This window comes from Bradyrhizobium diversitatis (assembly GCF_016031635.1).
GTDB lineage: Bacteria > Pseudomonadota > Alphaproteobacteria > Rhizobiales > Xanthobacteraceae > Bradyrhizobium > Bradyrhizobium diversitatis.
On sequence record NZ_JACEGD010000011.1, the window covers coordinates 249,321 to 275,699 of the forward strand.

The following is a 26,379-nucleotide window of genomic DNA, read 5'->3' on the forward strand; positions in this document are numbered from 1 at the left end:
ATCATTGGGCATGGGATTGACTGCGACCAGGACAAAACCGGCAGCACCACGGCGCGAGGTGCCGAAATCCCGCGGCGGCCGGCCGACGAAGTCAGCCGCGATCGAGCGCGACCAGCGGCTGATCGAGGTCGCCACCCGCCTTTTCCTGGATCGCGGCTTCGAGGCGACCTCGCTCGATGCGGTCGCGGAAGCGGCCCGGGTGAGCAAGCCCACGGTCTATTCGCGCTATGGCGACAAGCGCGGGCTGTTCGCGGCCGTACTGAGGCGGGAGATCGCGCGCTGGCTCGCGCCGCTGTCGGCCGCGGCAGAGACCCAGCTGAGCAGCGCCGCCGACATCTCGGTCGAGCAGCGGCTGGTCGAGATCGGGCGCGAGATGCTCTCATTCACCTGTGGCCCCGACGCCGTCGCCTTCAGCCGCATGATGACGTCGCAGGCCATCAACTTCCCCGACGTCGCCAAGCTCGGCAAGGAGGAAGGCTGGCTCAAGGCCGTCGCCACCACCGCGCGCTTCTTCGACCATCTGGTGGCGCAAGGTGCGCTCGATGTCGAAGACACCACCATCGCAGCCGAGGTGTTCCTCGACGTCGTCGTTGGACACACCCACCGCCTGGCGACATTCGGAACGGCGCTCGAGCCGAAATCGGCCGAAAAGCGCATGCGCATCGCGATCAGACTGTTCCTTGCCGGTGCCCTGGGTCCTGCCGACCGGGTCCGGGACGCCGCAAAGGGTCCGGCACGCCGCCGCTCCTCCCGCTGACGATTCCGTGAACTGACGCTCTTTCCCCCAAGGGGCCGTCGCAACGGCATTGACCGAAACAAAACGATACGGTATTGTTTAGTTATAAGTTGGTACGGGCCGCTTTTTCACCAGCCCCGAAGAGGTCCGGACCGCTTCGATCGTCACGGCAGGCAGAGCCCGCCGTGGCGTTCCGCGGCCGGCCTTGCCCAGGCCGGCCGCGAATTCTTTACGTTCATCCGGCACACTCGCAGGCCGAAGGTTTCGAGCATGACGACAGCCAGACGACGGACCTTGCAACTGCTTGCGATCGCCTTGCCCGCGCTGCTCCTCGCCGCGCCGTCGCAGGCGATCGTGACCGCGGACACGCCGACCGCGCTCCACAACGACATAGATGGTGATGCCGAAGCAGACCGCCAGGCAGTCACCCGCGAGATCGAACGCTTCCGCAGCTCGTCGATCACGATCAGCCAGGCCATGGCGATCGCGGAAGCCCGCCATGCCGGCGCCACCACCGCCGACGTGAGTTTCGACGGCGCTTCAGGCGTCCCTGTCTACCGGGTCAAGACCCTGCACAACGACCGGATCTGGCGCCACACCATCAATGCCGCGACCGGCGAGCTCGTCGGTGGCGAGGCCGCCCTGCCCCTCAGCGAGCTCGACAACGAGGACCGCAGCAACCTCGCAGCGCTCGGTGCGATCAGGCACCGCCTTGCCGATGCCGTGCGCGTCGCCGAGCGCGCAGCCTCGGGCAAGGCCATCAGCGGCGGCCTCGTGCGCGAACGCGGCCGGCTCAATTTTGCGATCGTGGTGATCAGCGGCGACGACCTCAAGGAGGTCATCCTGGAGCCGCCGGGCGCCCGGGCCCGATAGCGACGAATTTCCCCCGGTCCCAACCGGGGCGAAAAGCCATTGACGGCCGCAAGACTCTCCCCCATAAGTCGCCGCCATGTTCACGACCACCAAACGCACGACCAAAACCACCACGGCCTCAGGGGCCCGGGGAGGCGTGCGCGCGTAGTCGTCGACGAAAACGCATCAGCTCTACGGCAAGCCCCGCCCTCGATGGTCCGGGGCTTTTTTGTTGTCTGGATTTCAAAAGCAATGGAGGACAAAGTGAGTAACGATCCCGTCGTCGCGATTGTCGGCGTCACCGGCGCGGTGGGCGCCGAATTCATCGCCACCATGGACAAGCGCGGCTTTCGCGTCAGCAGGCTCAAGGCGCTCGCCAGTGCCCGCTCGGCCGGCAAGACGGTGTCGTTCCGTAGCCAGAGCGTCGTCATCGAGGAGCTGACCGAGCAGTCTTTCGAGGGCGTCGACATCGCCCTGTTCTCCGCCGGCGGCAGCATCTCCAGGAAGTTCGCGCCGATCGCGGTCAAGGCCGGCGCGGTGGTGGTCGACAACTCCTCCGCCTTTCGCATGGACCCGAACGTGCCGCTGGTGATCCCCGAGATCAACGCCAGCCGTATCCGCGACCACAAGGGCATCATCGCCAACCCCAACTGCGCCGCAATCACCGCGCTGGTGCCGCTGTGGCCGATCCATCAGCAGAACCGCATCAAGCGCGTCATCATCTCGACCTACCAGGCAGCCTCCGGCGCAGGTGCCGCCGCGATGGACGAGCTCGTCGAATCCACCCGCGCCAACCTCAACGGGCAGGTCTATACGCCCAGGGTGATGCCGCACCCCTACGCCTTCAATCTCTTCAACCACAACACCGCCGTCGATCCCGACACCGGCTACAACGACGAAGAGACCAAGGTCATCAAGGAAACCCGCAAGATCTTCGAGGACGACACCATCGCGGTCGGCGTCACCTGCGTCCGCGTGCCGGTGCTGCGCGCACATTGCGAGGCCATCACCTTCGAATGCGAGAGGCCGATCACCGAAGACCAGGTCCGCGCCATCATGGCGCAGGCGCCCGGCGTGAAGGTCGTCGACGATCGCGCCAGGAACTACTTCCCGATGCCGATCGACGCCTCGGGCCAGGACGACGTCCTGGTCGGCCGCGGCGGTGGGTTACGCCTTGCGGCTAACCCACCCTACCGCTCCGCCCGAAACAACAGGCATGCATCGCCGTACGAATAGAACCGGTATCCGCTCGCGATCGCGTGCGCATAGGCCTGCTTCATCGTCGCGAGCCCCGCGAAGGCCGACACCAGCATGAACAGCGTCGACTTCGGCAGATGAAAATTGGTCATCAGGACATCGACCGCGCGAAAGCGATAGCCGGGCGTGATGAAGATCGACGTCTCTGCCGCGAAGGGCTGGATCGTGCCGTCCTCGCTCGCGGCGCTTTCGAGCAGGCGCAATGACGTGGTGCCGACGGCGATGATGCGGCCGCCATTTTTTCGCGCCGCGTTGAGGCGCTCCGCCGTCTCGGCCGAGATCGTGCCCCACTCGGCGTGCATCTTGTGGGCTTCGGTGTCATCCACCTTCACCGGCAGGAACGTCCCTGCGCCGACATGCAGCGTGACGCGGTTGAGACCGACGCCGCGCGCGCGCAGCGCCTGCTCCAGCGCCGGGGTGAAATGCAGCCCGGCGGTGGGCGCAGCGACCGCGCCTTCGTTCTCCGCGAACATGGTCTGGTAGTCGGCAAGATCCTGGTCGTCAGGCGTGCGCTTGGAGGCGATGTAGGGCGGCAGCGGCGGGCCGCCGAGATCGGCGATCGCCTGGTCGAGCGCCGGGCCATGAAACGAGAACGACAGCGTCACCTCGCCCTCGCCGCCCTTGGCCTCGACCTCGGCATCGAGATGGCCGAGCAGGCACACCTTGCCCTCGTTACCGAAACGGATGCGGTCGCCGGCTGCGAGCTTCTTCGCCGGCTTCACCAGCGCCTGCCAGCGCGAGCCGTCGAGCCGCTTGATCAGGGTCGCCTCGATCTTCGGCTCGGTCTCGCGGCCGATGCGGCGGCCTTTCAGCTGCGCCGCGATCACCTTGGTGTCGTTGACGACGAGCTGATCGCCCGGCTTCAGCCATTGCGGCAGGTCGGAAATGACCTGATCCCGCAGCGCGCCTTTCTCGACCACCAGCATTCTCGCGGAGTCGCGCGGGCTCGCCGGACGCAACGCGATGCGCTCGGGCGGCAGGTCGAAGTCGAAGACGTCGGTGCGCATGTGTCACTAGCGCCGTCATTCCGGACGCCGCGCCTCGAGCGCGGCGATCCGGAATCCCGAGATTGTGGCGCGAGATTCTCGGGAGCCCAATTGCGCACCATGGTTCATGCCAAGGTGCGCCCCGGAATGAGTGACTATTCCTTGTCGGCCGCCATCCGCGCCTTGACGATCTTGTCCGGATTCATCACCGGCTCGCCGCGCTTGATCTTGTCGACGTTCTCCATGCCCTCGGTGACCTTGCCCCAGACCGTGTACTGGTTGTCGAGGAAGCGGGCGTCGTCGAAGCAGATGAAGAACTGGCTGTCGCCGGAATCGGGGTTGGCGGCGCGGGCCATCGAGGCGGTGCCGCGCACATGCGGCTCCTTGCTGAACTCGGCCTTCAGCTTCTTGCCGGAGCCGCCGGTGCCGGTGCCGTGCGGGCAGCCGGTCTGCGCCATAAAGCCCTCGATCACGCGGTGGAACACGATGCCGTCATAGAAGCCCTCGCGCACGAGCTCCTTGATGCGCGCGACGTGGCCGGGCGCGAGATCCGGCCGCATCTCGATAGTGACGGGGCCCTGCGTGGTCTCGAGGATCAGGGTGTTTTCGGTGACGCTCATGCTCGTCTCTCTTGTGTTGGGGGTGAAGTCTTCCGATTGCGGAACTGGATCGCGAACGGACGTCCCGCGGCGGCGCCGGCCATTGCATCGGTAAATGGCATCGGCGTGCAGCGTTGCAACGCCTCCATCACCGCGATCCGGTATTGCAGCCGGTCATTGTCGGAGGCCTCCGCGGATTCATAGGTAATCCTCGGATGGCCCAGGATGTTTCCGGCCCGGTTAAAGCTCACCACGACGGTGATGTCGAGTGGGCGGGCCTTAGCCGGCGATGGCGGTCTCCAGCAGGTAAGCAAGTGCCGGAAAATGTCCTGGATGGTGTTGACCTGCGCGTCCTCCGCGGCCGTGCTGGAGACGCCGAGCAGCAGCATCGCGGCAACCAGCAGCAGCTTGCCACCGCGGCGCGACATGGTCGCTCCTATTTGATGTCGGAGGCGACCTGAACCTTCACCATCTTGTCGGGATCGGTGACGGAGCCGCCTGCCGAGCCCGGGGGCGCCTTCTTCAGCTTGTCGACGACATCCATGCCCTGCACGACCTCGCCGATCACGGTGTACTGGCCGTCGAGGCTGCCGCCATCGGCGAACATGATGAAGAACTGCGAGTTGGCGCTGTCGACACTGTCGCCGCGCCGGGCCATGCCGACGATGCCGCGGGCGAAATGCACCTTGGAGAATTCCTGCTTCAGATTCGGGTACTTCGAGCCGCCGGTGCCGTTGAAATTCTGGCCGTCGCCGGTCTGCGCCATGAAGCCGTCCATGACGCGATGAAACGGCACGTTGTTGTAGAAGCCCTCCCGCGCGAGCTGCTTGATGCGCTCGGCGTGCTGCGGCGCGATGTCGGTCCTGAGCTTGATGACGATGCGGCCCTTGGTGCTGTCGATGACGATGGCGTTGGCCTTGTCGAGGTTCGCCGGCAATTGCTGCGCCACCGCCGGCACCGCGAACAGAAGCGCGGCAAGAACTGCGAGAATTCGGATCATGACAACTCCGGTCGGGATCAAGGAAGGAAGCGGGCCGTTATCCCGTGAATTTGGCCTTGAGCTGTGCCGCGACCTGCGGCGGGACGAAGGCCGAGACATCCCCGCCCATGCCGGCGATCTGGCGCACCAAAGTGGCGGTGATCGGGCGGACCATGGGAGAGGCCGGCAGGAAGACCGTATGCACCTCGGGCGCCATCGCCTCGTTCATGCCGGCGAGCTGCATCTCGTAGTCGAGGTCGGTGCCGTCGCGCAGGCCCCGGATCATGATCGTCGCGCCGTGCTTGCGCGCCGAGGTGACCGACAGATCGTCGAAGGTCACAGCCTCGAGCACGCAGCCAGCCTGGGCTGCCACGGGCCCGCAGACGTCATGGAGCATCTTCAACCGCTCCTCGGTCGAGAACAGCGGCTTCTTGCCCGGGTGCACCCCAATCGCGACCACGAGCCTGTCGCACAGCGAAGCGCTGTGCCGGACCACGTCCAGGTGGCCGTTGGTGATGGGATCGAAGGAACCGGGATAGAAGGCAATGCGCGGCATGGCTCCCTCCTACCGCGCCCGGCCCGGCCCGGCAAGCCGGGCAGGTTCCTTGCCCCGTTTCTTGCCCGCTTCCTGGCACGTCGCCCGGAAATGTCTCGCCGGACGTGTCGGCAATGGCTGGTTTGTTTCGTCCCCGGGCAGCCACGAAACAAAACGGAGCGAGAACGAAACCATTTCCCGCATCGGCGAAGACGTCCGGAAACTGGCCATGGTTACTAATCCGGCCAACGAATGACGGGCCGCACACCGGGCGTGAGCGGCCGCATCACAGGGGACCGTCAATGATCAAGACCCTTTCAGCGATCGCACTCTCTGCATGTGTTGCCGGAGCGCTCACCCTCCTGCCCGGCTTTGCCCCCACCGTCGAAGCCAGCGTGCCGCAGCCGCTGGCCAAGAGTGACCGGCTCGACATCCGCAACATTGGAAAGGACTGCTCGCAGCAGGCCTGGCCGAACTTCGAGGCCTCCTGCCTGCGCACCGCCGGCACGAAGACCAATGTCCGCGAGGCGCGCCTCGTGACTGCCGATCGGACCCCGTAGCCGGTTAGCCAATTCTGCAGTTCTCCCATTCTGACGCCTGTGACGTCTGCGACGTCATAGCGCCATCTGGCACCACGCCATCGGGTCGCCAGGGCGAGCCGTCCGACATCGATCTCTCCGGGATTACTGATTCCATCGGCGCGAGGTCATTCTGCCAAGCGAGAACGTTCCGGGCATGTGGTCCGGGCGAAGGTGTGTCGCCCTCCTCCAGCGCAACGCCGAACGCTCGGTCGCGCTCTTGCTTCCGGATCAAGCAGGTGGCGGAGTTCGGGCCCGAGTTGGAGATCTGATCGGTCCGCTGCCACGTTGCGATTGACATTCGCGCCGGTGGCTCCATTGGAGGCGATGCAGACTGCGGTCATGATTGGTCGACACCGAGAGATAGAACTCGATCAAACCGCGTCCCGAGCATGTGCGACATTTGAGCGCGCCTGAATCGTTGCTGACTCCGCTTCTGGACATGCGCAGCAACAAATTCCCACATCCTTTCGATCGGTTAGCTTCGGTATTTTAGAAATTCTAAGAATGCTTCCAATTTTGACGCTTCGAGCGATTCAAAATTCGATCACCTCGACACCCCGGATATCGACCATCTACCACGCGCAAGGGTGCGAGGTCGCGTGAGGTCAGAATGATCATCCCGCCGGCGCGGCGATCGCCGGATGGGGTGCTGACATGGACTGCGCTGAACACGGCCCGCGTGGTCGTGCGGATCATCTTTCGAGTAACACTTTCAAGAACACCACGAGCTTACTCGCACTCGGCTGCTTGCTGATGGCGGCCACGCCTGGCAACGCGCAGAGCGCCGGCCCGTCCGGCGCGTCCACCTTGCCGCCGGTGACGGTCGACGCTCCCGTTCAACGCGCACAACGTCCGGTGCAGCCGCGCCGCGACGCCACGGCGCGAGGCAATGCAAGCCGGCGCCCCGCTCAGCAGAGCAGCTCATCGCAGCAGCCCGCGCCTTCCGCACTGGTGGAGACCGCAGCGCGCGTCAATGCCGGGACCAAGGGCTTCCTCGCGACGCGAGCCTCCGGCGCGACCAAGACGGATTCACCGATCATCTCGACGCCGGCATCGATCGCCGTCATCACCCGCGACGAAATCGACGTGCGGCGCGCACAGAGCGTCCGCGATCTCATGCGCTACGCACCCGGCATCTATTTCAGCAACGATACCGACTTTCGCTTCCAGGAGGTCAGGGCGCGTGGATTCACCGTCGAGCAATATCTGGACGGTTTGCGCCTGCAGGGCGGACCGTTCGGCTTTCCGCGCGTCGATCCCTATCTTATCGAGCGCGCCGAACTCATCACTGGACCAGCGTCGATCCTGTACGGTGCGGCCTCGCCGGGCGGCATCCTCAACATGGTGAGCAAGCGCCCGACCGAAAAGGCCTTCGGCGAGGTCTCGCTGCAAACCGGCTCGTTCGACCGCATTCAGGGTGCGTTCGACGTTGGCGGCCCCGTGGACAAGGACAAGACCCTGCTCTATCGGATCACCGGCATCGGGCTCAACGCCAACACGCAGGTCGACAATATCGGCGAGCAAAGGTTCGCGATTGCGCCAGCCTGGACCTGGCGTCCGAATGTCGACACGACGATCACCTTCCTGACCAGCTACCGGCAGGACCCGAAGGGCGGAGCTTTCGCACTGTTGCCGATCCAGGGCACGCTGGTGCCCGGCACCTACGGGCAAATTCCGAGGAATTTCTTCGCCGGCGACCTCAACTATGAGAGCCTCAAATACAAGCAGGCAACCGCCGGCTACGAATTCGAGCACCGCTTCGACGACGTCTTCACCGTGCGGCAGAACGTGCGCTATCTGCACAATGAGCTCAACTATGTCGAAGTGCAGCCCAGCGCCTTCACGACGACGGGCGCCGGTGCCACGCTTCGGTTGGTCGACGGCCGCACCATCAGGCGAAACTTCTTCTCGACCAACGAGAATCTCGACACGTTTGCCGCCGACAACCAGCTGCAGGCCAAATTCAACATGGGACCGTTGCAGCACACCGTGCTCGCCGGCTTCGACTACCAGCGATTCGACTTCAACAATTTCGCCCGCTTCGCCGCTACCAACACACTCGACATTCCGGCACCGAATTACACCCAGAACATCCTGGTTCCGACCGCGCCGTTCCAGAACCTCGACCAGCACCTGCAACAGCGCGGCCTCTATGTTCAGGACGAGGCGAAGCTCGGGCGGCTGACCGTGCTCGGCGGCATCCGCTACGACTGGGCCGAGGGCAACACGCTGGCCCAAAATACTGGCGTGCGCGTCCTCAACGACGATCAGAAACCGACCGGCCGTATCGGCGCGATCTACAATTTTGATAGCGGCGTCGCGCCCTATGTCAGTTACTCGACGTCATTCCAACCGACCAGCGTCGGCACGCTGGTCAACGGCCAGCCCGGCAAACCAACCACCGGCGAGCAGTATGAGGCCGGGGTAAAATACCAGCCGGTCGGCACCAATTTGATGTTCACGGCTGCCATCTACGACCTCAAGCAGCGGAATGTCCTGACCACCATCACCGGCCCCGGCGTTCCGCCCAACACCACCGCACAGATCGGCGAGGTCAGCTCGCGCGGCTTCGAGGGATCGGTGGTCGGAAGCCCCCTGCCCGGCCTGAGCCTGCGTGGGCAATATACCTATCTCGACAACCGGATCACCGCGCCCCAGGACGCCGATTTCGGCAAGCGGCTCGCCCTCACGCCGATGCACACGGCCTCGCTGTGGGCCAACTACGTGGTGCAAAACGGCCTGGCTGCCGGCTTTGGCTTCGGCGGCGGCGTCCGATACATTCACGAGATGTACACGACCAATGCGAACAACCTTACCGTTCCCACCATCGTTCCCGGCGTCTCCGTGCCCGCCAATGTGATCCCGGCCAGCACTGTGTTCGACGCAGCGCTCTCCTACGATTTCGGAATGCGGCGCAAGGAGTGGAAGGGCCTCAGCGCGGCGCTGAACGTCAACAACGTGTTCGACAAGACCTATGTCTCGTTCTGCACGGCCGGTGGTTGCCGCTGGGCGCTGGGACGAACGGTGTTGGGGACGCTGACCTACCGGTGGTGATGGGAATGACGGCACAGTCAGTCAAATGGTGGTCACTGGTCCACAAATGGACCAGCCTGATCTGCACGCTGTTCCTGCTGATGTTGTGCATCACCGGGTTGCCTCTGATCTTTCATGACGAGATCGACGACCTCTTCAAGTCGGAGGCCTCAGCCCGGAATCTCCCGGCGGATACTCCGCAAGCTCCGCTAAGCCGGCTGATCGACGCCGCCAAAGCGCGCTATCCGCAGCGTTACCTTCAAGTGCTCGGCTGGGACGATGACCGTGCCAACGTCGTCAACGTGTTCCTCTCGAGTACGCCGGAAGCGCCCCCCGGGCAGCGCTTCCTGAAGCTATCGTTCGATTCTAGAACCGCGGAGCTGATCGGTGAGGACGCGCAGCAGGGCGGCCTGATGAGCGCGATCCGCATATTCCACCGCGACATGTTCCTGGGGTTGCCGGGTGAACTGTTTCTCGGCGTCATGGGCCTGCTGTTCGTCGTAGCGATCGTTTCCGGCATCGTGCTGTACGCGCCCTTCATGCGTCGGCTCAGCTTCGGCGCGGTGCGTCGTGCGGGCGCTCCGCGGGTCAAATGGCTCGACCTGCATAATTTGATCGGCGGGGTGGCGCTGGTGTGGCTGCTCGCCGTCGGCATCACCGGTGTCATCAACACGATATCCTTGCCGCTGTTTTCCGCTTGGCGCGCGGAGGTGATGCCGGAGCTGATCGCGCCGCATTTGGGCAAGTCGCCGCTTGGAAAATGGGCCGACGTCGATGACGTCGCGGCGACGGCACGCCGGGCGATCGACGGCAATACGCCGGCCAGCATCATCTTTCCGACGGTCGCGCGGTTCGGGACACCACGGCACTTCATCGTCTGGACCAAGGGATCGACGCCAATCACCTCGCGCCTGTTCACGCCCGCGATGCTGGACGCCGAAACTGGGCAGCTCGTCACCGCGCAGGGCCTGCCGTGGTATCTCCGGGCGTTGCAGGTGTCACGCCCACTGCATTTCGGGGATTACGGCGGCCTGCCGCTCAAGATCATCTGGGCGCTTCTCGACATCGCCGCCATCGTCGTGCTCGCGAGCGGCGTCTATCTCTGGCTCGGCAGGCGCAAATCACTTCGGATCACCACGCGCGCGCAGGACCGGCCGCCTGCCGCAGCGACATCCGGAATTCGTCCATGACTCGCAAGCGCCACACCACGGGCGAGATCTTTCGCTGGCCGCTCCTGCTCGGAGTGCTCATCCTTGTCGGGCTGGCGTCAGCGCTGTTCGGAGACGATGGCTGGGACGCGCTGTCCTGGGCAGCACTGGCAATTCCGCTAGCCGTGCTCGGCTGGAAGGCATCGCGCCGGCCGCATCTTCCACGATCATAGGCCGGACACCGGCACGTCGCGCCATGCCGGTCCTGTCAAATCGATTGCAGCCGTCGACAGAGAACCGAGAGCTAACGGGATCTGCTTGAGCTACGAGCCGTTCCCGTTCTCGCCATTGCCGCTCTCCGCCTCTTCCGTGATGTGCTCGACCGACACCACATGCTCGTCCTCGGCGGTGTCGAACACGATCACGCCCTGGGTCGAGCGGCCGGCGATGCGGATGCCTTCGACCGGGCAGCGGATCAGCTGGCCCTTGTCGGTGACCAGCATGATCTGGTCGGCATCCTCCACCGGGAAGGAAGCCACCAGATTGCCGTTGCGGTTGTTGACGCTCATGGCGACGATGCCTTTGCCGCCGCGGCCGGTGGTGCGGTACTCGTAGGACGAGGTCCGCTTGCCGTAGCCGTTGACGGAGACCGTCAGCACGACCTGTTCGGCCGCCGACATCTCGACATAGCGCTCCTGCGGCAGCTGGAAGCTGCCGGACGTCTCCTCGGCCTCGGCATCGGCCGGAACCTCTTCCGCCACGGCTTCGCCGGCCACCGCTCGGCGCATCTTCAGGTACGCCGAGCGCTCGTCTGAGGTGGTTTCGACGTGGCGTAGGATCGCCAGCGAGATCACCTTGTCGCCCTCGGCAAGCGCGATGCCACGCACTCCCATCGAGGTTCGCCCGGTGAACACGCGCACGTCGGTGACGGGGAAGCGGATGCACTGGCCGCCGGCCGCCGTCAGCAGCACGTCGTCGCGCTCGGTGCATATCTGCACGTCGACGATCGCCTCGTTGTCGTCGAGCTTCATCGCGATGATGCCGGAGCGGCGGACGTCGACGAAGTCGGACAGCTTGTTGCGGCGGACGTTGCCGCCGGTGGTGGCAAACATCACGTCGAGATTGCCCCAGGTCGATTCATCCTCCGGCAGCGGCATGATGGTGGTGATGCGCTCGCCCTGCTCCAGCGGCAGGATATTGATCATCGCCTTGCCGCGCGCGTTCGGCGCCGCCATCGGCAGCCGCCAGACCTTTTCCTTGTAGACCTGGCCGCGCGAGGAGAAGAATAGCACCGGAGTATGGGTCGAGGCGACAAAGAGCCGGCTGACGAAATCCTCGTCGCGGGTCTGCATGCCGGAACGGCCCTTGCCGCCGCGGCGCTGGGCGCGGTAGGCCGACAGCGGCACGCGCTTGACGTAGCCGGCGTGGGAGACGGTGACGACCATGTCCTCGCGCTGGATCAGGTCCTCGTCCTCGACCTCGCCTTCCTGCTCCATGATCACGGTGCGGCGCGGCGTGGCGAACTCCGCCTTCACCTCGGCAAGCTCGGTCTTGATGATATCAAGCACGCGCTCGCGCGAGCGCAGGATGTCGAGATAATCGGCGATCTCGCTGGCGAGCTTGTCGAGCTCGTCGCGGATTTCGTCACGGCCGAGTGCGGTCAGGCGCTGAAGGCGCAGATCGAGAATAGCTCTCGCTTGTTCCATCGACAGCCGGATCGTGCCATCCGCACTCATGCGGTGACGCGGATCGTCGATCAGCGTCAGCATGTCCTCGACGTCCCGGGCCGGCCAGTCGCGCGACATCAGGGTGTCGCGGGCGGTAGTCGGGTCGGGCGAGCTCCGGATGACGCGGATCATCTCGTCGATATTGGCGACTGCGATCGCAAGACCGACCAGGATATGCGCCCGATCGCGCGCCTTGGCGAGCAGGTACTTGGTGCGCCGCGTGACGACCCGCTCACGGAAGTCGACGAAGATCGCCAGCAGGTCCTTCAGATGCATGATCCGCGGACGGCCGCTGTCGAGCGCCACCATGTTGACGCCGAAGCTCGTCTGCAGCGGCGTGAATCTGTACAGCTGGTTCAGCACCACATCCGGCACGGCGTCGCGCTTCAACTCGACGACGACGCGGTAGCCTTCGCGGTCGGATTCATCGCGCAGGTCGCCGATGCCCTCGATCTTCTTTTCCTTCACCAACTCGGCGATGCGCTCGACCATCGTCGCCTTGTTCACCTGGTACGGAATCTCGGTGATGATGAGCGCCTCGCGCTCCTTGCGGATGGTCTCGATCGCGACCTTCCCGCGCATGACGATCGAGCCGCGGCCGAGGTGATAGGCGGCGCGGATGCCCGCACGTCCGAGAATGACACCGCCGGTCGGGAAGTCAGGTCCCGGCACGATGTTGATGAGTTCTTCAATGGTGAGCGCAGGGTTGTCGATCAGAGCAACGCAGGCATCGATGACCTCGCCGAGATTGTGCGGCGGGATGTTGGTCGCCATGCCGACCGCGATGCCGCCCGCGCCATTGACGAGCAGGTTCGGGAACTTGGCCGGCAGGACCGACGGCTCGGTCTCGTTGTTGTCGTAGTTCGGCTGGAAGTCGACGGTGTCCTTGTCGATGTCGGCCAGCAGGGCCAGCGCCGCCTTCGTCAGGCGCGCCTCGGTGTAACGATAGGCAGCCGCGGGATCACCGTCGACCGAGCCGAAATTGCCCTGACCGTCGATCAGCGGCACGCGCATCGAGAAGTCCTGCGCCATGCGGACCATGGCGTCGTAGATCGACTGGTCGCCGTGCGGATGATACTTACCGATGACGTCGCCAACCACGCGGGCGGACTTGACGTACTTCTTGTCGGGCGTGTGCCCCTGCTCGTTCATCGAGAACAGGATGCGGCGGTGCACCGGCTTCAAGCCGTCCCGGGCATCGGGCAGCGCGCGCGCCACGATCACGCTCATGGCGTAGTCGAGGTACGACTTCTTCATCTCCTCGAAGATGGAGACGGGGCGAATGTCCGAGGGTTGCGCCGGCTGGTCGCCGGGCTTGTCGTCGTCGTCAGCCAAGGGGGAATCCGGTGAGATTTTATCTGGGAATCATATAGCGCATCGCCCCCCTGATAACCACCCTTGCAAGGCCAAGGGAAGCGCTTTTTCCCTTCGTTTTTTCATGGACTTACCGGGTGCCTCGGAGATGGTTCCCGCGCCCGGTTTCAGCCCTGCGACAGCCGCGCAAGGCGACCGATTTGCCATCGCGCTATGGCCCGAAAACCACCGCATGCATGATCCGCCCCGGCAGGAAGGTGAACAGCCCGGCGATAACCAGGGCGCCGAAGAAGACCGAGATCATCGTGATCTTGTGGCGGCGAACCCGGTGGCTTCGCGCGGCCAAAACGCCCCACGCTAGCATCACGAGCGCGAAGATCGAGAGCAGATGGATCGGACTCCACGGACCAATCAAACGGATCTGGTGGATCCAGAACGAGCTGAGCGCAACGACAAGCATCAACCCGACCCAGACCCAGCCCAGAGCCCGGTGCGGCAGCGTTCCCTTCGGCGCGGCCAACTGGAGGATCCCGAGGGCGAACGCAGCCATGGCTGCGAAAGCGTGCAGCGGAACGGCAGGAGCAGCCTCAAAGAGCGGCGCAAGGCTCATGCGGAGAGTCCCCAGAACGGCAAACCGACCATGTGAAGAGGCTTAACATAAAGTTAATATCATTCACATCGCGTGCCGTCAAAGCGCTCATACAGTGCATGAAGCTAGCCCGGAAACCCGAGCTCTGCCGGTCGTTTGGTAAGAAGCTCTGCCGCATCGCGCGAAGCCTGTGTGCAAGGCAAACGCTTCCTGCTTGGTTCGGCACGGAACGTCGCACTTCCAGCGCCGATCGAAAGCCGTGTAAGTGGCAAGCGTTCGGCACCCGGCCGAAACTACCGATCATTCTCTTGGAGCGGTCAGGTGACCAACGTCCTTTTTGTCTGCAGCGCCAACCGCCTCCGGAGCCCGACCGCAGAGCAGGTTTTTTCGACATGGCCCGGAATCGAGACCGACTCGGCCGGCCTCTCGAACGGCGCAGACGTGTTGTTGTCCTCCGAACAGGTCGAATGGGCCGACATCATCTTCGTCATGGAGAAGGCCCACCGCAACAAGCTGAATCGGAGATTCCGGTCCAGCCTGCATGGCAAGCGGGTCATCTGCCTCGATATTCCCGACGACTATGAGTTTATGGACCCCATGCTGGTCCGGTTGCTCGAAAACCGAGCCGGCCGCTTCCTGTCCCGGACCGAGCCTTAGGACTGTCAAGGCTTCGGTTTGCAAAGCCTTTGGACTGCCGAGCCCTTGGGACTGCCGAGGCTTGGGATTGTCGAGGCTTGGGATTGCAAAGCCTCAGAACGGGATATCGTCGTCCATGTCGCTGTTGCGGCCGCCGCCGGCGGCGACGGGACGGCGCGGTGCGCTGCTGACGGGACCGGAGGAGCCGAAATCGCCGCCCGGCTCGTCGCCGAAGCTGCCGCCTCCCCCGCCGCCACCGCGGCCATCGAGCATCGTCAGCGTCGAGTTGAAGCCCTGGAGCACGACCTCGGTCGAGTACTTCTCGACGCCGCTCTGGTCGGTCCATTTGCGGGTCTGCAGCGCGCCCTCGATGTAAACCTTCGCGCCCTTCTTCAGATACTGTTCGGCGACCTTGCAGAGCCCTTCATTGAAGATCACGACGCGGTGCCACTCGGTCTTCTCCTTGCGCTCGCCCGTGTTTTTGTCGCGCCAGGTCTCGGAGGTGGCGATGCTCAAATTCGCGATCGGCCGCCCGTCCTGGGTGCGGCGGATTTCAGGATCCTTGCCGAGATTTCCAACCAGAATGACCTTGTTGACGCTTCCCGCCATCGCCGCTCTCCACTCCGAATGCCACTGAATTTCAAAAGGGCGAATCCCGCTGCCCGCGTTCCTCTGCACCCCGTTGGTGCGACCCTATACGCTTGCGGACATCGATCAGCCCGCCACCCCCAAGGTTATCCCCACATATAGCATCCCGCCCGACTATGTTCCAGATTTGTTCTTCGCGCCAAAAGCACTGAACAGATATTGGTCACACGCCGATGGCGCGGAACCCGATGGAACTTTCCCGGGTTCCCGAGAAGAAGGAAAACCGCTTAACATTCATCAAGTTGCAGCTATTTCGATCAGTGCGCGAGTGTGGCATTTCGGCGACGGACTTTGCCCTTTCCTTGGGCTATCGTTGCCTCGGAATTAATTCATATGGGCGTCGCGCCTGATCAGCCCACTTCGGGGACTTCGAGAAGCGGGCGAAACTGGGGAGACTGCAATGAATAAGATTCTTTTTGGTGCAATCAGTGCAATGGCGTTGGGGCTGGCGGCCCCCGCAAGCGCGGCCGATCTCGCCGCCCGTCCCTACACCAAGGCTCCAGCTCCGGTTGCCACCATCTACGACTGGAGCGGCTTCTACATCGGTATCAACGGCGGTGGCGGCACAAGCCGCAAGTGCTGGGACTTCGTGACCCCGGCAACCGGCGTTCTGGTCGGCGAGGGCTGCCACAATGCGACGGGCGGCACCGTCGGTGGCCAGGTCGGCTACCGCTGGCAGTCGACGAACTGGGTGTTCGGCTTCGAGGGCCAGGGCAACTGGGCCGACTTTACCGGCGACAACATCAGCGCGGTGTCCGGCCTTCGCAACCAGTCCACGATCGACTCTTTCGGTTTGATCACGGGGCAGATCGGCTATGCCTGGAACAACGTGTTGCTCTACGTAAAGGGCGGCGCCGCCGTCGTCGGTGATCGCTATCGGACCTACGATGTGGCGACCGGCCTTGAGTTCGACCGGGCCAACGAGACCCGTTGGGGCGGCACGGTGGGCGTGGGCGTCGAGTTCGGATTCGCGCCGAACTGGTCGGTCGGCTTCGAGTACGATCACATCTTCCTCGGCCACCGCACAATCGACTTCACCGGATCCGGCAATTTTGTCACGGCTCCGCTCGGTGTTTTCACGGCCTCCAATCGCATCGGCCAGGACGTCGATATCGGTCTCATCCGGTTGAACTATCGCTGGGGCGGCCCGATGATCGCGAGGTACTGATATCCCGCTGATATTGTTTGGAGATCAAAGGCCGGCCTCGCGCCGGCCTTTCTGTTTTGGGCGCGCACTGATCGCGGGGAAACGAGTCAGTAACCATTACCTTTTGCGTCGTTGTGGCTTTTCGGAGACACAACTTGCGGCTTTGGTGGTGTAAGCACAACCCCAGTTGGGCCGTTTGAGTCCGCTGCCCTTCCGGTCACGGAAGGCAATAACAGAAACTGGGACTGGGATTTAGTTGAAGATGAAGAAGGTTTTGTTGGCTTCGGCCTGTGTATTCGCTCTTGCGGCCCCCGCTTCGGCTGCCGATCTGGCAGCCCGCCCCTACACCAAGGCGCCTGTGCCTGTGGCCTCGGTCTACAACTGGACCGGCTTCTACCTTGGTATCGTCGGCGGCGGCGCTTGGCAGTCCGACGCCGACCCGAAAATGAAGGGCGGGTTCGTCGGCGGCACCGCCGGCTACAACTGGCAGACCGGCAACGTCGTGTTCGGCCTTGAGGCCGACGCCGCCTGGGCGGACGTCAGCGCCTCCGTCGCAGGCGTCGTTCCCGGCCTTGGTCTCGTGAACGTGAGCTCAAAGACCGAGGCGATGGGCACCGTGCGCGGCCGCATCGGCTGGGCCGTCAACAACGTCCTGTTCTACGGCACCGGTGGTTACGCCTGGATCGACAACAAGATCAGCGGCACCGCGGGCGCCTTGACCATCTCGGACAGCAAGTTCCACTCCGGCTGGACCGTCGGCGCTGGCGTCGAAGCATTCTTCGCGCCGCAGTGGTCGGTCAAGGGCGAGTACCTCTATCGCAGCCTCGGCAGCGAGACCTATTTCGGTGGCATTGGCGCCCCTGGTGACTCCGGCACGCTCAACTTCCACACCGTGCAGGTCGGCGTGAACTATCACTTCGGCGCGCCGGTGGTTGCGAAGTACTGATCACGACTGACGTCGCATCGTCACGAAAGGCCGGCCTCGCGCCGGCCTTTTTGTTTGGGCGGCACGCTCCAGCGCAGTTCCGCACGCCCGCTGCTGCCAGATGCCGCCAGCGCGCCAACAATCCGTTGACGGTTCGCAAGTCGCACTGGAAATCCGCCCCCGTTCTACCTACGTTCGCAGCCATACCCATCGGCGCCGTTCCCGGTTCCGGGCGAAGCGCGCCTTCAACATTGGCGCGATCGCGCGTCTTTGGATTCCTTAAGGACCAGCGGGATGGACGAAGTGATCAAGGCGAAGCGCCAACAACAGAACGCGGGGTCGAGCCTGCGCGCAATTACGATCCGTGGCGCGCGCGAGCACAATCTCAAGAACATCGACGTGGAGATCCCCCGCGACAAGCTGGTGGTGTTTACGGGCCTCTCCGGGTCCGGCAAATCCTCGCTCGCCTTCGACACCATCTATGCCGAGGGCCAGCGCCGCTACGTCGAATCGCTGTCGGCCTATGCCCGCCAGTTCCTGGAGATGATGCAGAAGCCTGACGTCGACCAGATCGACGGCCTGTCGCCGGCGATCTCGATCGAGCAGAAGACGACGTCGAAGAACCCGCGCTCCACGGTGGGCACGGTGACCGAGATCTACGACTACATGCGCCTGCTCTGGGCCCGCGTCGGCGTGCCCTATTCGCCGGCCACGGGCCTGCCGATCGAGAGCCAGACCGTCTCGCAGATGGTCGACCGCGTGCTGGCGCTGCCCGAAGGCACCCGCCTCTATCTGCTCGCGCCGGTCGTGCGCGGCCGCAAGGGCGAGTATCGGAAGGAGCTCGCCGAATGGCTCAAGAAGGGCTTCCAGCGCGTCAAGATCGACGGCACCTTCCATGAGCTCAGCGAGGCGCCGACGCTGGACAAGAAATTCCCGCACGACATCGACGTCGTGGTCGACCGCATCGTGGTGCGCGCCGACATCGGCCAGCGCCTCGCCGAAAGCTTCGAGACCGCGCTGAAGCTCGCCGAGGGCCTCGCCGTGGTCGAGTTCGCCGACACGCCGGCGGCCGCGCCTGCCGAAGAGAAAGAGAAAAAGAAGACCGCGAAGATCCACGACAAGAGCGGCCCCGAACGCATCCTGTTCTCGGAAAAGTTCGCCTGCCCGGTCTCCGGCTTCACCATCCCCGAGATCGAGCCGCGCCTGTTCTCGTTCAACAATCCCTATGGCGCCTGCCCCGCCTGCGGCGGCCTCGGCGTCGAGCAGCATGTCGACGAGGACCTCGTCATCCCCGAAAAGGACCTGACGCTGCGCAAGGGCGCGATCGCGCCCTGGGCCAAATCCTCATCGCCCTATTACGTGCAGACGCTGACCGCGCTCGGCAAGCACTACAAGTTCACGCTCGACACCAAGTGGAAGGATCTGCCGAAGAAGACGAAAGACGCGATCCTCTACGGCTCCGGCGAGGACGAGATCAAGTTCTCCTACGAGGACGGGGTCCGCTCCTACGACACCAAGAAGCCGTTCGAGGGCGTCATCACCAACATCAACCGCCGCTATCGCGAGACCGAGAGCGAGTGGGCCCGCGAGGAGCTGGCGAAATATTTCCATGACGTCCCCTGCGAGGGCTGCAAGGGCTTTCGCCTCAAGCCCGAGGCGCTCTGCGTCAAGATCGGCGGCAAGCATATCGGCGAGATCTCGGAGCTCTCCGTCAAGAAGGCCGGCGAATGGTTCGCGGACGTGCCGGAGACGCTGAACACGCAGCAGAACGAGATCGCCGGCCGCATCCTGAAAGAGATCCGCGAGCGCCTGACCTTCCTGCTCGACGTCGGCCTCAACTATCTCACGCTGTCCCGCTCCTCCGGCACGCTGTCAGGCGGCGAGAGCCAGCGCATCCGCCTCGCCTCGCAGATCGGCTCGGGGCTCACAGGCGTGCTCTACGTGCTGGACGAGCCTTCGATCGGCCTTCACCAGCGCGACAACGCCCGCCTGCTCGACACGCTCAAGCGGCTGCGCGACCTCGGCAACACCGTGGTCGTGGTCGAGCATGACGAGGACGCCATCCGCCTCGCCGACTACGTCCTCGACATCGGACCCGGCGCCGGCATGCATGGCGGCCACATCGTCGCCGAAGGCACGCCCGCCGAGATCATGCGCAACCCGAAATCGCTGACCGGCAAGTATCTGACCGGCGAGCTCGAGGTCGAGGTGCCGGAGCGGCGCCCGCCGAACCATCGCCGCACCATCAAGGTGGTCAACGCGCGCGGCAACAACCTCAAGAACGTCACGGCGGAGATTCCGCTCGGCCTGTTCACCTGCGTCACCGGCGTCTCCGGCGGCGGCAAGTCGACGCTGCTGATAGACACGCTCTACCGCGCCATCGCCCGCAAGCTCAACAATGCCAGCGAGGGCGCCGCGCCGCACGACCGCATCGAGGGCCTCGAGCACATCGACAAGATCATCGACATCGACCAGTCGCCGATCGGCCGCACCCCGCGCTCGAATCCTGCAACCTACACCGGCGCCTTCACGCCGATCCGCGAATGGTTCGCCGGCCTGCCGGAAGCGAAGGCGCGCGGCTACGAGCCGGGCCGCTTCTCCTTTAACGTCAAGGGCGGCCGCTGCGAGGCCTGCCAGGGCGACGGCGTCATCAAGATCGAGATGCACTTCCTGCCCGACGTCTACGTCACCTGCGACGTCTGCAAGGGCAAGCGCTACAACCGCGAGACGCTCGAGGTCCTGTTCAAGGGCAAGAGCATCGCCGACGTGCTCGACATGACCGTTGAGGAGGCCGCCGAGTTCTTCAAGGCGGTGCCGCGCGTCCGCGAGACTTTTCAGACATTGCACCGCGTCGGGCTCGATTACATCCACGTAGGCCAACAAGCGACCACCCTATCGGGTGGTGAAGCCCAGCGCGTGAAGCTGGCCAAGGAGCTGTCCAAGCGCGCCACCGGCCGCACGCTCTACATCCTGGACGAGCCCACCACCGGCCTGCACTTCCACGACGTCAAGAAGCTGCTTGAGGTGCTGCACGAGCTGGTCGCGCAGGGCAACACGGTCGTCGTGATCGAGCACAATCTCGAAGTCATCAAGACCGCCGACTGGGTGATCGACTTGGGGCCCGAAGGCGGCGACGGCGGCGGCGAGATCGTCGCCTGGGGCCCGCCGGAGGACATCGCGAAAGCGCCGCGGAGCTACACGGGGAAGTTCCTGGAGCCGGTGCTGAAGAAGGCAAGGAAGCCGAAGCGGAGGAGCACGAGCGAGGCGGCGGAGTAACACCGCTGCCTTGACCAGCCGGAATCAAGGCGAGGTGGAGGGATCTCCATGCCAAGCCGGACCTATGCGCTATTTCGGAACGCCATCCTCGCCGAACGCCAGGTGACCTGCGTCTACGAGGGGCGCCATCGCGAGCTCTGTCCGCATATCATCGGCACCAACAAGTCCGGCGAGGAGGCCGTGCTGGCCTGGCAATTTGCCGGAGAGAGCAGCGGATCGCTGCCGCAATGGCGCTGCCTGAAGCTGGCAAATGTCAGTGGTGCCCGGGCGCGGGACGGCCGCTGGTATGAAGGTGGCTCGCATCGAACCACTCAGACTTGCGTCAGCGACATCGATCTCGATATCAACGTTGACATCCGCGGATTGCGGTCCCGCTAGCTGCCGACGAATTCAATCACCGCCTCGCCCCGCGCGACGGCTTCCGCAATTTGCGGCATGGCGCCTAGAAACCGGCGGATCAGCGTGCGATTGTCGATGTTGCCCACGCGCACCCACAGCACGATCGGTCCCCTGACTCTTCGCAACGCGGAGAAGCGAAAAGTCGCGATCCTTGGTGACGAGAACGGCCGATCGAGAAATGGCTTCGTTCCAGATCACCCCGTCGATCGCGTTTGCCATCCCGAACTCGGCCACATGAGCCGCGTCGTATCCAGCGCGACGCAAGGCTTCTGCCAGTGCCGGAGGAAGCTGAGCATCGATCAAATAAAGCAAGCTATTTGGCCACTATGATCGGGTGGTCGACCTGACGGGCGGCATAAACAAGCACCGCGTCGATGTCGGCCTCTTCCAAATATGGATAATCCTCGAGAATGCTCTCGCGCGACTGTCCCGCGGACAGCAATTCCAGGACGTCGGCAACCGTGATGCGCAGGTCGCGAATGCACGGGCGCCCGTGCATGCGCTGCGGATCGACCGTAATCCTTGCCAGTAGGTCCGACATCTGTCACCTCTAGGAACGTCAATATAGCACCTCAAATGATATCTGTCAGCGCGTCGCGGCCAGCCTGACGCACGATCCGCTCGGCACCTCCACCTCCATGCCCTACTCCCTCGCCATCTTCGATCTCGACGGCACGCTCGCCGACAGCTTCCCCTGGTTCCTGCGCACCATCAACGATGTCGCCGATCGCTTCGGCTTTCGCCGCGTCGCCGATGAGGACGTCGAGGGGCTGCGGCATGCTTCGACGCGGGAGATTCTTGCCCGGCTCGAAGTCCCCTCATGGAAGCTGCCGGCGATCGCGCGGCATGCGCGGCGGCTGAAGGCCGAGGCAACCAGCGAGATCGCGCTGTTCGCGGGCGTCGAGGCGATGCTGCGGACGCTGGCTGACAACGGCGTGCAGCTGGCGCTGGTGACCTCGGACAGCGAAGCCAATGCGCGCGAGAAGCTCGGCGAGGCTGCGTCGTTGTTCGCGCATTTCGATTGCTCTGCGTCACTGTTCGGCAAGCCCGCGAAATTCCGCCGAGTCATCCGCCGCGCGGGTGTCGAGCCAGGCAAGGTGATCGCGATCGGCGACGAGGTCCGCGACATCGAGGCGGCGCGGGCCGCGGGAATTGCCTGCGGGGCCGTGTGCTGGGGCTATGCGGCGCCGGCGGCGCTGCGGGCGCTGGAGCCGGATCATGTGTTCGAGCGGATGGATGAGATTGCGCCGACGCTAGCGCAGACTGGTAGGGTGGGTTAGCCCTGCAGATGCGCAAAGCGCATCTGCGCAGCGTAACCCACCACTTCTGTCTCCGCGGAATCCAAAGAGGTGGGTTACGCCTTCCGACTGCGCTTCGCGCAGCCGCAAGGCTAACCCACCCTACACACCCCTACTCCGTCCTGCGCAAGAACGCCCCGAACGCGCGCGGGCCGTCGCCGGTCTTGACCTCGCCGATCACCTTCAGCTCGGCCGCATCGATGATGCTGAGCGTGTTGCTCTCCCAGCACGCGACGATGATGCGCTTGCCGTCAGCGGTGGCGGCAATGCCCTCGGGATAGTCGCCGACATTGATGCGCTTGATCGGCTTCAGGCTCGCCAGATCGAACACGCTGACGGTGCCGCCATACTGGTCCGTGACGAAGCCGCGCCCTTGCGTCAGCGCCACCGCATAGGGCCGCATCCCCACCGGCACGCGATCGATCTCGCGGGCCTCCGCGATATCGATCACGGAGACATCGTCGGAGCCGACATTGGCGGTGTAGGCGCGCTTGCCCTCGGCGTCGATGGTCACGCCGAAGGGACGCGTACCCACCTTGATGATCGCCTTGCGCTGGCGCGTCGCGGTGTCCACCACCGAGACGCTGTCGTCGTCACGGTCGGCCGAGAGCAGCAGCCTGCCGTCCGGCGTCACGGCGAGGCCCGATGGCGAGGCGCCGACCGCGATGCTGGCCGTGACGCTGCGCGAAGCCGTATCGATCACGCGCACCGCGGCGGCATACCAGTCGGCGACATAGACGGTGCGGCCGTCGGGCGCGACGGCAATGCCGAGCGGCCCGCCGCCGACCGCGATCCGCCCGGCGACTTGCCGCGCGGCCGCGTCCACCACCGTGACCGCCTTGGCGTCGGGACCCGTCACATAGGCAAAGCGCCCGTCCGCGCTGACGGCGACACCGGCCGGCTTGCCGCCGATCGGAATGGTCGCAACGCTGCGCGACGTCGCGAGGTCCACGACCATCAAGTCTTCGCTCAGCTGGTTGGTGACGAACGCCTCCTCAGCGAACGCGCCGCCAGGAGCGACGAGGCAAAGGCCGGCGGCGAGCGCCGCCAGGACCAGCTCCCGCACTGTCAGCTTCCGCTCTCGATCTTCTTCTTGAGCGCCTCGAGCCCGGTCTTGTACAGACCGCTCACCGCGGTCCTGGCGGCCTCGTCGCTCAGCTCCGGCGGCGGATCGTTGTTGGGATAGCCGCGATAGAACGCGCCGGCCCATTCCAGCTTCGCCTTGCCGTCCGGCGCCGGCGACACCGTCAGCGTCGAGGAATAGTTGGTCACCGGCAGCACCTTCACGTCGACCTTGGTGATCCGGTACGAATAGCTCAGCATGTCGGGCTCGTATTTGTAGAGCTCCTCCTCGACCGTTGCGCCGCCAGTCAGCGTCAGCGTCCGCGTCGCGCCGATCTCGTTGCCCTTCTCGCCCGTGGTCTTGGTGACGGGCTGGAGCCAGCTCATGTCCTGAAAATTGCCGATCGCCGCCCATACCTTGGCCGGGGCCGCGTTGATCTCGATGGATTCCCTCACCTTCTGCCGGGTCGGCCCGTGCGCCCAGACCGGCTCGAACGCCGTCGTCAGTGCCATCCCCGCCACCGCCAGCGCCGCCACCCCGGTAATCGCCGGTCCCATCGTCATCCTCATGTCGTTTCCTCACTTGATCCTGCGCGACTTGACGCGCGCTGGAAGCATCGTAGCGCATTTTTGGACGGTGGGGAGACCGGTTCGTGGCGCGGCTGTGGCGGGGCCTCCTCCCATTCACACCAGGGCAATCGCATGTGAGGTGTGAGTTGTGGGGCACCGACTGCTTCTACAGCGTCATGGCCGGGCTTGTCCCGGCCATCCACGCGTTTCCGCTCGGCACAAGAACGTGGATGCCCGGGACAAGCCCGGGCATGACGACCTCTGCCAAATGTGCACATGCAATGGCCCTGCCATTCACACCACCTGTTGCGGTGCGCGACGGGCAAAACACGCCAGACCAGGGTCAATTCCCTCCGGCAAAAACAATTCGCTTTACTCGAATTCGGAATTGTCGCATGTTTTGGCCATCCCAGCCCGGGCCGAGGGGCGGATCGCGATCGTCACGAACGCGGGATGGGAATGTGGTGGACGCAGGCAGCGTCGCGCGCAGGCGGTTTGCAGGGCGGGTCACTCCGTGAGCAGACGAGGCGCGCACACGACGGGCGCAGCCAGCGTACGGCAAAATCGTGTGGTCCTGGCGCCCGGGGTCTGTGCGCCAAGGCTTGCGGTGACGTTGCGGCCCGACCGGGTTCGCACCGTCGCTTATCCGCAAGGCGACGGGGGCAATAGTGCATCGCTCCCCGAGGAGATCACGACATAAGCCGTAAAACCACTGCGCAGGGAAGGCCGGATGTTTGGCTTCACCTGTATGCCGCTGTGCAGTGTTTTTAGCACACGCTTTCGCACAGTGGACCGCGGGTGCCAGCCGGCACCCGGCCTTCCCTGCGCCCTCGGCACTCTTGAGGGCGGCGATTAACGCAAAGCTCGGGCACGGTGTGCCGCGAGAATGCGAAGCCACGCGTGACATTTAGATTCGAGTATACAGATGAACACCGGTTTCGTGCCCCGGACGCTGCGCAGCGCCCCTTGGCGGTGCGCTGCAGAGCCGGGGCCCATCTCACCGCAGCTTACCTGGCGCTATATGGGTCCCGGCTCTGCGCCGCAACGCTCGCGCGTTGCAGCTTGTCCGGGACACGCGTGTGGGCGTCGGGTGCGCCCCTACTCCGCCAGCGTCGCCTCCACGAACCCGCGTGGATCGGCAAAAAACTCCCGCATCACCCGGTAATGATCAGTCTGCTCCACCGTGGTTGGCTCCAGGCCGTATTTCCCGAGCCGCAGCAGCCGCGCGTTTGGATAGGCCATCAGCACCGGCGAATGCGTTGCCATGATCACCTGGCAGATGCGGGACTCTTCCATGCGACGCAGCAGCTTCAGGAATTCGATCTGGCGCGCCGGCGACAGCGCCGATTCCGGCTCGTCGAAGATGAAGATGCCCTGGCGTTGGCAGCGTTCTTCGAAGAAGCGCAGAAAGCCTTCACCGTGGGAGTGCGAGAGGAAATCGGGACCGACCTGGCCGGCATCACGCGCAGCCTTGTCCAGATATCGCGCGACCGAGAAAAAGCTCTCCGCACGGAAAAACCAGCCATTGGTGATCTTCGGCAGCCAGCTTGCGCGCAGCGCCCTGGAGAGCTGGCCGCCCATCTTCTCGCGCGCTTCGGAATGATCGACCGGCCTGTACCCCTTGCCGCCACCGGCATCGTCATAGCCGGCGAGCGCTGCGATGCCTTCGAGGATCGTCGATTTCCCGGTCCCGTTCTCTCCCACGATGATGGTGATGGCCGCATCGAAGTTGAGCTCGAAATCATCGGGGAAGATAGGCAGGCAAAACGGATAGGCTTCGCGATGGTGAACTTGCGACGGATCGAGCCAGACCCGCTTCAGATACGGCGCAGGCAGGTTGATCGTTCGAGCGCTTCTTCGGCTCATGCTAGCTCCCAATTCGGACCCATCCCTGAATTGGGACATATCAGGAACACAACCCTCGCGAAAGCTGCATTTGGGAAACATCCAGAAACAACCGGAGATAAACTCGATCTGCGTTACCTGATCTGCGCAATTTGGGCGCGAGCTGAAAAATCTCAGATTGCAGTTCGGAATCGTCTTGGAAAAACGTGACCACGAGACAGTCTTGCTGGCATGAGG

Annotated in this window: 26 protein-coding genes and 1 pseudogene; 13 read left to right on the top strand and 14 right to left on the bottom strand. The window is 64.2% G+C overall.

Translation table 11 applies throughout. The annotated features are described in order from the left end of the window. The first annotated feature begins 10 nt into the window (after positions 1–10). The 3 genes from H1B27_RS13250 (at position 11) to H1B27_RS13260 (ending at position 2,824) form a co-directional block, all read left to right on the top strand. Positions 11–757: a TetR/AcrR family transcriptional regulator gene (locus H1B27_RS13250; RefSeq protein WP_061881856.1), complete on the top strand. Its 747-nt coding sequence runs from the start codon at positions 11–13 to the stop codon at positions 755–757. A gap of 249 nt (positions 758–1,006) precedes the next feature. Continuing rightward, a complete protein-coding gene (locus tag H1B27_RS13255; protein WP_197966345.1) occupies positions 1,007–1,609 on the top strand; it encodes a PepSY domain-containing protein in 603 nt (200 codons plus the stop codon). A 231-nt stretch (positions 1,610–1,840) separates the two neighbouring features. Beyond that, the gene (locus H1B27_RS13260) at positions 1,841–2,824 is read left to right on the top strand and encodes an aspartate-semialdehyde dehydrogenase (protein ID WP_246515388.1); all 984 of its coding nucleotides are present in this window, start codon (positions 1,841–1,843) and stop codon (positions 2,822–2,824) included. Here H1B27_RS13260 and queA read toward each other — a convergent pair. From queA to coaD, 5 genes are all read right to left on the bottom strand, one after another. After that, positions 2,779–3,852, bottom strand: a complete 1,074-nt coding sequence (queA, locus tag H1B27_RS13265; RefSeq protein WP_197966346.1) for a tRNA preQ1(34) S-adenosylmethionine ribosyltransferase-isomerase QueA — start codon at positions 3,850–3,852, stop codon at positions 2,779–2,781. The genes H1B27_RS13260 and queA overlap by 46 nt on opposite strands. 134 nt (positions 3,853–3,986) lie before the next feature. Further along, positions 3,987–4,451 carry a peptidylprolyl isomerase gene (locus H1B27_RS13270; RefSeq protein ID WP_197966347.1) on the bottom strand — a complete coding sequence of 155 codons (465 nt, stop codon included), beginning with the start codon at positions 4,449–4,451 and terminating at the stop codon, positions 3,987–3,989. Further along, entirely contained in the window at positions 4,448–4,858 is a 411-nt protein-coding gene (locus H1B27_RS13275) for a UCP034077 family protein (protein ID WP_197966348.1), read from the bottom strand. Before H1B27_RS13275 ends, H1B27_RS13270 begins: the two co-directional genes overlap by 4 nt. Before the next feature lie 8 nt (positions 4,859–4,866). Next, complete coding sequence (locus H1B27_RS13280; RefSeq protein WP_197966349.1) at positions 4,867–5,430, bottom strand: peptidylprolyl isomerase; 564 nt, start codon at positions 5,428–5,430, stop codon at positions 4,867–4,869. Between the two features lie 37 nt (positions 5,431–5,467). After that, positions 5,468–5,965, bottom strand: coding sequence for a pantetheine-phosphate adenylyltransferase (gene coaD / locus H1B27_RS13285; RefSeq protein WP_197966350.1), 498 nt, complete (start codon positions 5,963–5,965; stop codon positions 5,468–5,470). A 281-nt stretch (positions 5,966–6,246) separates the two neighbouring features. Here coaD and H1B27_RS13290 point away from each other — a divergent pair, with 281 nt between their 5' ends. The 4 genes from H1B27_RS13290 to H1B27_RS13305 all read left to right on the top strand — a co-directional run bounded on the left by H1B27_RS13290 (position 6,247) and on the right by H1B27_RS13305 (position 10,939). Beyond that, positions 6,247–6,504: a hypothetical protein gene (locus tag H1B27_RS13290; protein ID WP_197966351.1), complete on the top strand. Its 258-nt coding sequence runs from the start codon at positions 6,247–6,249 to the stop codon at positions 6,502–6,504. A gap of 774 nt (positions 6,505–7,278) precedes the next feature. Continuing rightward, on the top strand, positions 7,279–9,579 hold the full coding sequence (locus H1B27_RS13295; protein WP_197966352.1) for a TonB-dependent siderophore receptor: 2,301 nt from the start codon (positions 7,279–7,281) through the stop codon (positions 9,577–9,579). Between the two features lie 5 nt (positions 9,580–9,584). Then, positions 9,585–10,748 (top strand): PepSY-associated TM helix domain-containing protein, encoded by a 1,164-nt coding sequence (locus H1B27_RS13300; RefSeq protein ID WP_197966353.1) that lies wholly within the window; start codon positions 9,585–9,587, stop codon positions 10,746–10,748. Beyond that, positions 10,745–10,939, top strand: coding sequence for a hypothetical protein (locus H1B27_RS13305; protein WP_028180870.1), 195 nt, complete (start codon positions 10,745–10,747; stop codon positions 10,937–10,939). Before H1B27_RS13300 ends, H1B27_RS13305 begins: the two co-directional genes overlap by 4 nt. 90 nt (positions 10,940–11,029) lie before the next feature. On the opposite strand, the gene gyrA is transcribed toward H1B27_RS13305, so the two are convergent. Next, positions 11,030–13,768 (bottom strand): DNA gyrase subunit A, encoded by a 2,739-nt coding sequence (gyrA, locus tag H1B27_RS13310; RefSeq protein WP_197966354.1) that lies wholly within the window; start codon positions 13,766–13,768, stop codon positions 11,030–11,032. A gap of 190 nt (positions 13,769–13,958) precedes the next feature. Continuing rightward, complete coding sequence (locus tag H1B27_RS13315) at positions 13,959–14,357, bottom strand: DUF2306 domain-containing protein (protein ID WP_197966355.1); 399 nt, start codon at positions 14,355–14,357, stop codon at positions 13,959–13,961. A gap of 300 nt (positions 14,358–14,657) precedes the next feature. On the opposite strand from H1B27_RS13315, the gene H1B27_RS13320 reads away from it, so the two are divergent. After that, positions 14,658–14,993, top strand: coding sequence for a low molecular weight protein tyrosine phosphatase family protein (locus H1B27_RS13320; protein WP_197966356.1), 336 nt, complete (start codon positions 14,658–14,660; stop codon positions 14,991–14,993). Between the two features lie 93 nt (positions 14,994–15,086). On the opposite strand, the gene H1B27_RS13325 is transcribed toward H1B27_RS13320, so the two are convergent. Next, entirely contained in the window at positions 15,087–15,581 is a 495-nt protein-coding gene (locus tag H1B27_RS13325) for a single-stranded DNA-binding protein (protein ID WP_027575349.1), read from the bottom strand. Between the two features lie 439 nt (positions 15,582–16,020). Here H1B27_RS13325 and H1B27_RS13330 point away from each other — a divergent pair, with 439 nt between their 5' ends. From H1B27_RS13330 to H1B27_RS13345, 4 genes are all read left to right on the top strand, one after another. Continuing rightward, positions 16,021–16,788 carry an outer membrane protein gene (locus H1B27_RS13330; RefSeq protein ID WP_197966357.1) on the top strand — a complete coding sequence of 256 codons (768 nt, stop codon included), beginning with the start codon at positions 16,021–16,023 and terminating at the stop codon, positions 16,786–16,788. 241 nt (positions 16,789–17,029) lie between these two features. Beyond that, complete coding sequence (locus tag H1B27_RS13335; RefSeq protein WP_061881858.1) at positions 17,030–17,713, top strand: outer membrane protein; 684 nt, start codon at positions 17,030–17,032, stop codon at positions 17,711–17,713. Between the two features lie 273 nt (positions 17,714–17,986). Beyond that, complete coding sequence (gene uvrA / locus H1B27_RS13340) at positions 17,987–20,968, top strand: excinuclease ABC subunit UvrA (protein ID WP_197966358.1); 2,982 nt, start codon at positions 17,987–17,989, stop codon at positions 20,966–20,968. A gap of 48 nt (positions 20,969–21,016) precedes the next feature. Continuing rightward, positions 21,017–21,346, top strand: coding sequence for a hypothetical protein (locus H1B27_RS13345; protein ID WP_197966359.1), 330 nt, complete (start codon positions 21,017–21,019; stop codon positions 21,344–21,346). Here the strand turns inward: H1B27_RS13345 and H1B27_RS40795 are convergent. The 3 genes and pseudogenes from H1B27_RS40795 to H1B27_RS13355 form a co-directional block, all read right to left on the bottom strand. Continuing rightward, positions 21,343–21,468: a hypothetical protein gene (locus H1B27_RS40795; RefSeq protein WP_256469056.1), complete on the bottom strand. Its 126-nt coding sequence runs from the start codon at positions 21,466–21,468 to the stop codon at positions 21,343–21,345. The genes H1B27_RS13345 and H1B27_RS40795 overlap by 4 nt on opposite strands. A 28-nt stretch (positions 21,469–21,496) precedes the next feature. After that, positions 21,497–21,679, bottom strand: a pseudogene (locus H1B27_RS41195) (DUF5615 family PIN-like protein); the annotation flags it as partial. Between the two features lies 1 nt (position 21,680). Continuing rightward, positions 21,681–21,908, bottom strand: coding sequence for a DUF433 domain-containing protein (locus tag H1B27_RS13355; RefSeq protein ID WP_197966361.1), 228 nt, complete (start codon positions 21,906–21,908; stop codon positions 21,681–21,683). A 97-nt stretch (positions 21,909–22,005) separates the two neighbouring features. On the opposite strand from H1B27_RS13355, the gene H1B27_RS13360 reads away from it, so the two are divergent. After that, positions 22,006–22,647, top strand: a complete 642-nt coding sequence (locus H1B27_RS13360) for an HAD family hydrolase (protein WP_197966362.1) — start codon at positions 22,006–22,008, stop codon at positions 22,645–22,647. Between the two features lie 130 nt (positions 22,648–22,777). Here the strand turns inward: H1B27_RS13360 and H1B27_RS13365 are convergent, their stop codons facing one another. The 3 genes from H1B27_RS13365 to H1B27_RS13375 all read right to left on the bottom strand — a co-directional run bounded on the left by H1B27_RS13365 (position 22,778) and on the right by H1B27_RS13375 (position 26,163). Further along, positions 22,778–23,731, bottom strand: a complete 954-nt coding sequence (locus H1B27_RS13365) for a YVTN family beta-propeller repeat protein (RefSeq protein ID WP_197966363.1) — start codon at positions 23,729–23,731, stop codon at positions 22,778–22,780. Positions 23,732–23,733: 2 nt separating this feature from the next. Continuing rightward, on the bottom strand, positions 23,734–24,297 hold the full coding sequence (locus H1B27_RS13370; protein WP_197966364.1) for an SRPBCC family protein: 564 nt from the start codon (positions 24,295–24,297) through the stop codon (positions 23,734–23,736). Positions 24,298–25,395: 1,098 nt separating this feature from the next. Next, positions 25,396–26,163 carry an AAA family ATPase gene (locus H1B27_RS13375; protein ID WP_061881769.1) on the bottom strand — a complete coding sequence of 256 codons (768 nt, stop codon included), beginning with the start codon at positions 26,161–26,163 and terminating at the stop codon, positions 25,396–25,398. Positions 26,164–26,379 lie beyond the last annotated feature (216 nt).

Bases quoted from the DNA above. Each gene is read 5' to 3' on its own strand.
- H1B27_RS13250 (WP_061881856.1), top strand. From the start codon at position 11: ATGGGATTGACTGCGACCAGGACAAAACCGGCAGCACCACGGCGCGAG.
- H1B27_RS13255 (WP_197966345.1), top strand. From the start codon at position 1,007: ATGACGACAGCCAGACGACGGACCTTGCAACTGCTTGCGATCGCCTTG.
- H1B27_RS13260 (WP_246515388.1), top strand. From the start codon at position 1,841: ATGGAGGACAAAGTGAGTAACGATCCCGTCGTCGCGATTGTCGGCGTC.
- queA (WP_197966346.1), bottom strand. From the start codon at position 3,852: ATGCGCACCGACGTCTTCGACTTCGACCTGCCGCCCGAGCGCATCGCG.
- H1B27_RS13270 (WP_197966347.1), bottom strand. From the start codon at position 4,451: ATGAGCGTCACCGAAAACACCCTGATCCTCGAGACCACGCAGGGCCCC.
- H1B27_RS13275 (WP_197966348.1), bottom strand. From the start codon at position 4,858: ATGTCGCGCCGCGGTGGCAAGCTGCTGCTGGTTGCCGCGATGCTGCTG.
- H1B27_RS13280 (WP_197966349.1), bottom strand. From the start codon at position 5,430: ATGATCCGAATTCTCGCAGTTCTTGCCGCGCTTCTGTTCGCGGTGCCG.
- coaD (WP_197966350.1), bottom strand. From the start codon at position 5,965: ATGCCGCGCATTGCCTTCTATCCCGGTTCCTTCGATCCCATCACCAAC.
- H1B27_RS13290 (WP_197966351.1), top strand. From the start codon at position 6,247: ATGATCAAGACCCTTTCAGCGATCGCACTCTCTGCATGTGTTGCCGGA.
- H1B27_RS13295 (WP_197966352.1), top strand. From the start codon at position 7,279: ATGGCGGCCACGCCTGGCAACGCGCAGAGCGCCGGCCCGTCCGGCGCG.
- H1B27_RS13300 (WP_197966353.1), top strand. From the start codon at position 9,585: ATGACGGCACAGTCAGTCAAATGGTGGTCACTGGTCCACAAATGGACC.
- H1B27_RS13305 (WP_028180870.1), top strand. From the start codon at position 10,745: ATGACTCGCAAGCGCCACACCACGGGCGAGATCTTTCGCTGGCCGCTC.
- H1B27_RS13315 (WP_197966355.1), bottom strand. From the start codon at position 14,357: ATGAGCCTTGCGCCGCTCTTTGAGGCTGCTCCTGCCGTTCCGCTGCAC.
- H1B27_RS13325 (WP_027575349.1), bottom strand. From the start codon at position 15,581: ATGGCGGGAAGCGTCAACAAGGTCATTCTGGTTGGAAATCTCGGCAAG.
- H1B27_RS13330 (WP_197966357.1), top strand. From the start codon at position 16,021: ATGAATAAGATTCTTTTTGGTGCAATCAGTGCAATGGCGTTGGGGCTG.
- H1B27_RS13335 (WP_061881858.1), top strand. From the start codon at position 17,030: ATGAAGAAGGTTTTGTTGGCTTCGGCCTGTGTATTCGCTCTTGCGGCC.
- uvrA (WP_197966358.1), top strand. From the start codon at position 17,987: ATGGACGAAGTGATCAAGGCGAAGCGCCAACAACAGAACGCGGGGTCG.
- H1B27_RS13345 (WP_197966359.1), top strand. From the start codon at position 21,017: ATGCCAAGCCGGACCTATGCGCTATTTCGGAACGCCATCCTCGCCGAA.
- H1B27_RS13355 (WP_197966361.1), bottom strand. From the start codon at position 21,908: ATGTCGGACCTACTGGCAAGGATTACGGTCGATCCGCAGCGCATGCAC.
- H1B27_RS13360 (WP_197966362.1), top strand. From the start codon at position 22,006: ATGCCCTACTCCCTCGCCATCTTCGATCTCGACGGCACGCTCGCCGAC.
- H1B27_RS13370 (WP_197966364.1), bottom strand. From the start codon at position 24,297: ATGAGGATGACGATGGGACCGGCGATTACCGGGGTGGCGGCGCTGGCG.
- H1B27_RS13375 (WP_061881769.1), bottom strand. From the start codon at position 26,163: ATGAGCCGAAGAAGCGCTCGAACGATCAACCTGCCTGCGCCGTATCTG.